Origin of the sequence: Streptomyces sp. AC550_RSS872 (genome assembly GCF_019049285.1) — a bacterium.
GTDB lineage: Bacteria > Actinomycetota > Actinomycetes > Streptomycetales > Streptomycetaceae > Streptomyces.
This window is the reverse complement of record NZ_JAGMUL010000061.1, coordinates 60,808-68,730: the sequence shown is the minus strand read 5'-3', so window position 1 is coordinate 68,730 and position 7,923 is coordinate 60,808. Positions and strand designations below refer to the sequence as shown.

General features: G+C 70.7%; 6 protein-coding genes. 5 read left to right on the top strand and 1 reads right to left on the bottom strand.

Annotation, left to right across the window (positions count from 1 at the left end; translation table 11 throughout):
• Positions 1-110 precede the first annotated feature (110 nt).
• The gene (locus tag KUM44_RS25135) at positions 111-827 is read right to left on the bottom strand and encodes a FadR/GntR family transcriptional regulator (protein ID WP_217211350.1); all 717 of its coding nucleotides are present in this window, start codon (positions 825-827) and stop codon (positions 111-113) included.
• A 260-nt stretch (positions 828-1,087) separates the two neighbouring features.
• Between KUM44_RS25135 and KUM44_RS25130 the strand changes: the two genes are divergently transcribed.
• The 5 genes from KUM44_RS25130 to KUM44_RS25110 are packed head-to-tail and all read left to right on the top strand — an operon-like array spanning position 1,088 to position 7,622.
• A complete protein-coding gene (locus tag KUM44_RS25130) occupies positions 1,088-2,716 on the top strand; it encodes an ABC transporter substrate-binding protein (protein ID WP_217211347.1) in 1,629 nt (542 codons plus the stop codon).
• A gap of 10 nt (positions 2,717-2,726) precedes the next feature.
• Positions 2,727-3,686, top strand: coding sequence for an ABC transporter permease (locus KUM44_RS25125; protein ID WP_217211345.1), 960 nt, complete (start codon positions 2,727-2,729; stop codon positions 3,684-3,686).
• Positions 3,683-5,671, top strand: a complete 1,989-nt coding sequence (locus tag KUM44_RS25120; RefSeq protein ID WP_217211343.1) for a dipeptide/oligopeptide/nickel ABC transporter permease/ATP-binding protein — start codon at positions 3,683-3,685, stop codon at positions 5,669-5,671. Before KUM44_RS25125 ends, KUM44_RS25120 begins: the two co-directional genes overlap by 4 nt.
• Positions 5,668-6,690: an ABC transporter ATP-binding protein gene (locus KUM44_RS25115; RefSeq protein ID WP_217211335.1), complete on the top strand. Its 1,023-nt coding sequence runs from the start codon at positions 5,668-5,670 to the stop codon at positions 6,688-6,690. Before KUM44_RS25120 ends, KUM44_RS25115 begins: the two co-directional genes overlap by 4 nt.
• Positions 6,687-7,622, top strand: coding sequence for a dihydrodipicolinate synthase family protein (locus KUM44_RS25110; protein WP_217211333.1), 936 nt, complete (start codon positions 6,687-6,689; stop codon positions 7,620-7,622). The genes KUM44_RS25115 and KUM44_RS25110 overlap by 4 nt, the downstream gene beginning before the upstream one ends.
• Positions 7,623-7,923: the final 301 nt, after the last annotated feature.

Genomic DNA, 7,923 nt, shown 5'->3' with positions numbered 1-7,923 from the left:
GCCCGTCCGGCGTTTGAGGACGAGGCCCGGAGGGCCGACAGCGGGGGGCTGGGGGCGCAGCCCCCAGGGACGGGACGGGTAGGGGCGGCGGGGGCGAAGGAAACCGGTGTTCACCCGGCGGCCCGCGTCGCGATCCCGTGGAAGTGCACCGTCATCGCCCGCTGCGCCCCCTCTACGTCCCGCGCACGCAGCGCGGTCACGATGTCACGGTGCCAACGCGCGGTCAGAGCGGGAGACGGATCCTCGGGGCGCCCCCGGGCACCGTTGACTCGCCGGAACACCGTCCAGAACGCGGCCAACAGCTGCGGCACGAGATCGTTCCCGAGCGAGGCGTACAGCAGCTCATGGAACTCACGGTCCAGGTCGGGAAAGGGGCGCCCCGACCGACCCGCCCCCTCCATCCGGGACACCACCGCATCCAGCCGATCCAGTTCCCCCTCCGTCACCGTCGCCGCCACCCGCCGGATCAACCCCTCCTCCAGCACCTCCCGCACCTGAAGGATCTCGGCGAGCGCCCCGGGGTCGTCGTGATCGTGCCGGACCAGCGTGCGAAAGGTCAGCCCGTCGATCAGCGGCGTCAGGGAGGCCTGGCCGACATAGGTCCCGTAGCCGTGCCGGATCTCCACGATGTCGAGGGCCTGGAGGGCCTTGAGCGCCTCGCGGACGGAGTTGCGGCTGACGCCGAGGTCGTCCATGAGCTCGGCCTCGGTGGGCAGCAGCGCGCCCGCCTGGAGCCTGCGGTCGATGATCAGCTGCATGACCCGGCGCTGGATCCGGGTGTTCCTGGACTCCTCGGACGTACGGCTGTTCCTGGGCTGCCCGGGCATGCGGCGCATGCTACGCGCACCTGGACGTCCCACGTCCCATGTCTGCGGGATACGGACCTGACAGGGGGTCAACTCGCGCCATTTCACAGCACCATTGGTCCGACCTGTGGCAGATGCGCCATTCGTGTGAGATCCCTTGACCGCCCCCACCACCCCACCTATGGTCGCGCTGACCGGGAGGACGTAGGACGTCGTATCTCCTCGCCGGAGAAGAGGCACGCACCCATCGCCGGAGCACACACCCATCCGCTGGAGGACCCGTGCGCGACGTGACCCACGACGTGCCGGCGCTGCACCGCCGGTCGTTCCTGAAGCACACCGGCGCGCTGGGCGCGGCCGCCGCCGTCTCCGCGTCGTTGTCGGCCTGTTCGTCGGGGCCTCAGTCCACGAACGAGACCGGCGGGGGCGGTGGCCGGGACCGCACGCTCACCGCGGTGATCGGCTACGGCAACGACGGCACCTGGGACCCCACCCAGACCGCGTCCGCGTTCTGCATGGCCGCCAACAACCACATCTACGAGGGGCTGCTGGACACCGACCCGATCTCCCGGGAGCCGTATGCCGCGCTCGCCACCCAGGTGCCGGCCGACCCGAACGCCACGTCGTGGAAGTTCACGCTGCGCGCGGGCGCCACCTTCCATGACGGGAAGCCCGTCACGGCCGACGACGTGGTCTTCGTCTTCGACCGGATCCTCGACCCCGGCACCCAGACCCTCGCCAAGGGGTTCTTCGCCGGCTGGCTGAAGGACGTGCGGAAGATCGACGCGCAGAACGTCGAGCTGGTACTCAAGTTCCCCTTCCCGGACGGGCTTTCGCGGCTCACCCTCGCCAAGATCATGCCGAAGCACGTGTTCTCCCAGCCGGGTGCCTGGGACGACGCCATCAAGGGCAAGGCGATCGGCTCGGGGCCGTACCGGCAGACCGCGCACCACCCGAAGTCCAACACCACGTTCGAGGCGTTCGCCGGCTACAACGGCCCGCGGGAGCCGGCCTTCAAGAAGATGAACTGGCTGACGATCGTGGACGCGGCGCCGCGCGTGGCAAGGATCTCCGGGGCCGGCGCGGGCGCGCAGATCGCGGACAACATTCCGTACGCCAACATCGGGCAGTTGGAGAGCGGCGGACTGACCGTCGCGGGCGGTGCCGGGATGAACAACCTGTTCCTGATGTTCAACACCAGGCACAAGCCCTTCGACGACGTACGGGTCCGCCAGGCGCTGCACTACGCCATCGACACCGAGAAGATGGTCGAGGTCGCCCTCAAGGGCCACGGGAAGCCCTCGTCCTCCTTCCTCAACGAGGCCAACCCCGGCTACCGGCGCGCCGGGACCGTCTACGACCACGACCCCGACAAGGCGAAGGCGCTGCTGAAGGAGGCCGGGGTCAGCGGTCTCGAGATCGAGATCCTGGCCGTGAACGTGAGCTGGATCGTGGACTGTCTGCCGACCATCAAGGCGTCCTGGGACGCCATCGGTGTCAGGACGACCCTGTCACCGCAGGAGACGACCGCCGTCTTCACCAAGATGGACCAGAAGCAGGACTACCAGGTCGTCGCCGCCGCCTCGAACCCCAACCAGTTCGGCCTCGACGCCGACCTGATCATGCACTACAACTACGGCCCCGAGAACCTGTGGATGCAGTACACGCGGTGGGCCGACAACTCCGTCGCCAAGGCACTCTTCAAGGACATGGACCGGGCGACCCAGGAGCCCGACGCCGAGAAGAAGAAGACGATGGTCCAGGACTACATCGACGTCGTCGCCGAGCAGGCCGTGCTCTACCCGGTCGTCCACAACGAGCTGATGACGGCCTGGAACCCGAAGCAGCTCAGCGGGATAAGGGCACAGCCTTATCCCGGCATCAACCTCCTCCAGGCCAAATGGGCCTAGGAGCCCCTCCGTGATCGCCGTCGTCAGGATCCTGACCCGCCGTGTCGCCCTGCTCGTGCCGCTGATGCTCGGCATCGTGCTGTTCGTGTTCCTGGTCATGCGCTTCTCGGACGTCGACCCGGCGTCCGCGTTCTTCCAGGGCGCCAACCCCACCCCCCAGCAGTTGCACGACTTCCGCGAGGAGAGCGGCCTGCTGGATCCCCTCCCCGTCCGCTACGTCGCCTTCATCGGCGATCTGCTCCACGGCGACATGGGCATCAGCGCCCTGACCCGGGCGCCGGTCGTCGACCAGGTCATGACGGCGCTGCCGCTGACGCTCCAGCTCACCTTCCTGGGCCTCGGCATCGCGGTCGTCCTGTCCCTGGCCGGCGGCGTCACCGCGGCCATCTACCGCGACCGTCTGCCCGACCAGATCATCCGCGTCGTGTCACTGACGGGTGTGGCCGCGCCCGGCTTCTGGCTGGCGCTGCTGATGATCCAGTACCTGGCCGTCGACCTCGGCTGGTTCCCGACCGGCGGCTACATCAACCCCGCGGACTCCCTCACCGGCTGGCTGAAGACCATGACCCTCCCCGCTCTCGCGCTGTCCCTGCCGGTGGCGGCACAGCTGACCCGGATCGTGCGGACGGCGGTGGTGGAGGAGCTCGACAAGGACTACGTCCGTACGGCGATCGGCAGCGGGCTGCCGCCGCGGGTCGTCGTAGGGCGCAACGTCCTGCGCAACGCCCTCATCAATCCGCTCACCGTCCTCGGTCTGCGCGTCGGCTATCTCCTCGGCGGCGCGGTCGTCATCGAGACGATCTTCTCCCTCCCCGGCATGGGGAAGCTGATGATCGACGCGGTGAAGAACGGTGACCCTGCGGTCGTCCAGGGCGTCGTGCTCACCACGGCGACCGGCTTCGTCGTCGTCAACCTCGTCATCGACATCCTGTATCTGCTGGTCAACCCGCGACTGCGGGAGGCGACATGACGTTCAACCGGGGGCGTCTGGCCGACGCCCTGTCCCGGCCCGGCATCCGGCTGCGCGGGCTGCGCCGGCTGCCGCTGCTGTCGAAGGCGGCCGTCTGCTTCCTGACGGTCGTGGTGCTGCTGGCGCTGTTCGCCCCGCTCCTCGCCCCGCACGACCCGCTCGACCAGCAGCCGCCCGTCGACGGCACCGGGCACCCTTCCGCCGGCCACTGGATGGGCCAGGACAGCCTCGGCCGGGACATCCTCAGCCGGCTGATGTACGGCGCCCGCTGGTCGCTGGCGATCGGGCTCGGCGCGACCGGGCTCGCGCTGGTCGTGGGCGCGCTGATCGGCGCCGTCGCGGCGACCTCCCGCAAGGCGGTCGACGAGACGCTGATGCGCTGTCTGGACGTGGTGATGGCGTTCCCGGGCATCGCGCTTGCCGCGGTGCTCGTGGCCGTGTTCGGCGGCGGAATCACCGTCCTGATCTGCGCCATCGCCTTCCTGTTCACGCCGCCGGTGGCGAGGGTCGTCCGGGCGAACGTCCTCGATCAGTACGGCGAGGACTACGTCACGGCGGAACGGGTCATCGGCGCCCGGACGCCCCATATCGTGCTGAAGCACGTGGCGATCAACTGCGCCGCGCCCGTGCTGGTGTTCTGCACGGTCCAGGTGGCGGAGGCGATCGTCTTCGAGGCGTCGCTGTCCTTCATCGGCGCGGGCGTGCGGCCGCCGGACCCGTCCTGGGGCAGTGTCATCGCCGACGGCAAGAACATGGTGCTGACCGGCGGCTGGTGGGCGACCGTCTTCCCCGGCCTGCTGATGCTGGTGACGGTGCTCTCGCTGAACATCCTCTCCGAGGGCGTCTCGGACGCCTGGGCGGCACCCTCGGCGCGCGAGGTCGACGTACGGGACGCCGCCGACCGCCTGGACGCGCCCGAGCCGGGCAGCGGTGAGGTGCTGCGGCTGCCGGGGCTGGCGGAGGCGGCGGCACGGCTGCGGTCCCGTGCCCGGCCCCTGCCCCGGGGGCAACTGCCGGTGCTCGCGGTCGAGAACCTGGCGATCGGGTTCGAGGGCCGCCATGCCGGCGTGGACATCGTCGACGGCATCAGCTTCGAGGTGCAGCCGGGTGAGGTGCTGGGGCTGGTCGGCGAGTCGGGCTGCGGGAAGTCGCTGACGGCGCTCGCGGTGATGGGGCTTGAGCCGAAGGGCGCCCGGGTGCGCGGCCATGTCCGGTTCAACCAGCGGCAGTTGGTGGGCGAGCCGATGCGCGTACGCCGCAAGCTGCTCGGCCACGAGATGGCGATGATCTACCAGGACGCCCTGTCGTCCCTGAACCCGGCGATGACGATCCGCTCCCAGCTCAAGCAGGTCGTACGCCGAGGAGGCCGCCGCAGCCCGCACGAACTCCTCACGATGGTGGGCCTCGACCCGGACCGCACCCTGCGCAGCTACCCGCACGAACTCTCCGGCGGCCAGCGCCAGCGCGTCCTGATCGCCATGGCCCTGTCCCGCGACCCGAAGCTGATCGTCGCCGACGAGCCGACGACCGCGCTGGACGTCACCGTGCAGGCGCAGATCATAGAGCTGCTGCTCAGGCTGCGGGAGGAACTGGGCTTCGCCCTGGTCCTGGTCTCGCACGACCTCGCACTGATCGCGGACGTCACCGACCGGGTGGTCGTGATGTACGGCGGGCAGATCGTGGAGACGGGCGTGACCGCCGACCTGGTGGAGTCCCCGGCGCACCACTACACGCGCGGCCTGCTGGGCAGCGTGCTGTCCCTGGAGTCGGCGCAGGAACGGATGACGCAGATCAAGGGCGTCGTCCCCGCCCCCGCGGACTTCCCGGAGGGCTGCCGCTTCGCGGACCGCTGCCCGCTGGCGAGCGAGGTGTGCCGCACGACGGCCCCCGTCCTGACCGGCACACCGACCCATACGGCGGCCTGCCATCACCCGGCGATCGTCCTGGCGCCGACGGATCGTTCCCAGAGCGGGGTCGTCCAGTGAACGCACTCGTGGAGCTGTCCGACGCGCACGTCGTGCACAAGGCCCGCAGCGGCGGGCTGTTCACCCGGGACAAGGTGTACGCCCTGACCGGCGCCGATCTCACCATCGCGCCCGGCGAGACGGTGGGCGTGGTCGGCGAGTCGGGGTGCGGCAAGTCGACGCTGGCGAAGGTGCTGGTGGGAGTGGAGCGGCCGACGGCCGGAACGGTGTCCCTGCGGGGCCGGGACCTGTGGGCGATGGGCCCGGCGGAGCGCAGGACGGCCGTCGGCGCCGGAACCGGGATGATCTTCCAGGATCCGTCGACCGCGCTGAACCGCCGCCTGCCGATCCGGCAGATCCTGCGGGATCCGCTGGACGTGCACGACCGCGGGACGCGCGTCCAACGCGAGGAGCGGGTAAGGGAGTTGATGTCCCTGGTCGGCCTGCCCCGCGCGCTCACCGATGCCCTGCCCGGCCAGCTGTCGGGCGGTCAGCGCCAGCGGGTCGCCATCGCCCGGGCGCTGGCCCTGGACCCCGGCCTGGTGGTGGCGGACGAGCCGACGAGCGCGCTGGACGTGTCGGTGCGGGCCCAGATCCTGAACCTCCTCCTCGACCTGAAGGAACGGCTGGGCCTGGCCCTGGTCTTCGTCTCCCACGACATCCAGACGGTGCGCCGGATGAGTGACCGTGTGATCACGATGTACCTCGGCCGGATCGTCGAGGAGGCCCCGGCGGCCGGCGTCACCGACGGCTCCCGGCACCCGTACACCCGCGCCCTGTTCTCCGCGACCCCCGGACTGCTGGACCCCATCGACCCGATCCCGCTGGTCGGCCCGGTCCCGTCGGCGACCCGGCCGCCGAGCGGGTGCCCCTTCCGGACACGCTGCTGGAAGGCGGACGAGGTGTGTGCGCGGGAGATGCCGGGCTTCACGGCCGCGTCGAGCCCGGAGCACCGTTTCAGGTGCCACCATCCGGTGGAGGAGGGCGAGGCCACCCGAGACCTCGTACGACAGAGCCACAGTTCCAGGGAGCCTTCATGACCATCCCCACCCCGTTGACCGGAGTCGTCCCGCCCGTCTGCACGCCCCTGGCACCGGACCGCGAGGTGGACGTCCCGTCCCTGCTCAGGCTGGTAGACCACCTGGTGCAGGCCGGTGTGCACGGCCTGTTCGTGCTGGGCTCGACGTCGGAGGCGGCCTACCTGACGGACCGGCAGCGCAGGCTGGTGGTGGAGTCGGTGACAGGGCATGTGGCAGGTCAGCTGCCTGTCCTGGCCGGCGTGATCGACATGACGACCCCGAGGGTCCTGGACCATGTGCGGGACGTCACGGAGGCGGGTGCGGACGCCGTGGTGGCGACAGCCCCCTTCTACGCGGGCACCCATCCCGCCGAGATCGCCCGCCACTTCCGTCTGCTGGCCGCGGGCTCCCCGGTGCCCGTGGTGGCCTACGACCTTCCGTCCGCCGTCCACACCAAACTCCCCGCCGACGTCGTCCTCGACCTCGCCGCCGAGGGCACTCTGGCGGGCCTTAAGGACTCCAGCGGTGACCTTGCCGCCTTTCGCAAGGTCGTGGTCGGCGCCCGGACCCGTCCCGACGTCAAGGACTTCAGCGTGCTGACCGGTTCCGAGCTCATCGTGGACGCGGCCCTCGGGGTGGGCGCGCACGGGGCGGTGCCGGGGCTGGCCAACGTCGACCCGCACGGCTACGTCCGCCTCGACCGTCTGTGCCAGTCCGGCGACCTGGAGTCGGCCCGGGCCGAACAGGAGCGGTTGTGCGGGCTGTTCGGCATGGTGATGGTCGGGGACCCCGGGCGGATGGGCGGCGGCTCGTCGGCACTGGGCGCCTTCAAGGCGGCGCTGCATCTGCGGGGCGTCATCGACTGCCCGGCGACGGCGGAGCCCCAGGTGCCGTTGTCGGCGCAGGAGGTGGAGCGGGTGGGGAAGTTCCTGGCAGGCGCGGGCTTGCTGTAAGCGGTTCCTCGCCCCCGCCGCCCCTACCCGTCCCGTCCCTGGGGGCTGCGCCCCCAGACCCCCGCTGTCGGCCCTCCGGGCCTCGTCCTCAAACGCCGGACGGGCTGAGATACCCAGGCCCGGCGTAGCCCCCTGCGGGTGGGTGGGAGTTCGGGACGGCGGGGCCTTGTCCTCGAACGCCGGGCCGGTAAATTCAGCCCCTCCGGCGTTTGAGGAGCGGGGTCTGGGGCGGAGCCCCAGAAGGGGCGCGGGCTGTATCGATATGCGGCTCCGCCGCGTGGGCGCGCCCCCACTCGCCCAC

Excerpts from the sequence above, each read along its gene's own strand:
- KUM44_RS25120 (WP_217211343.1), top strand. The coding sequence starts at position 3,683 with ATGACGTTCAACCGGGGGCGTCTGGCCGACGCCCTGTCCCGGCCCGGC.
- KUM44_RS25110 (WP_217211333.1), top strand. The coding sequence starts at position 6,687 with ATGACCATCCCCACCCCGTTGACCGGAGTCGTCCCGCCCGTCTGCACG.
- KUM44_RS25135 (WP_217211350.1), bottom strand. The coding sequence starts at position 827 with ATGCCCGGGCAGCCCAGGAACAGCCGTACGTCCGAGGAGTCCAGGAAC.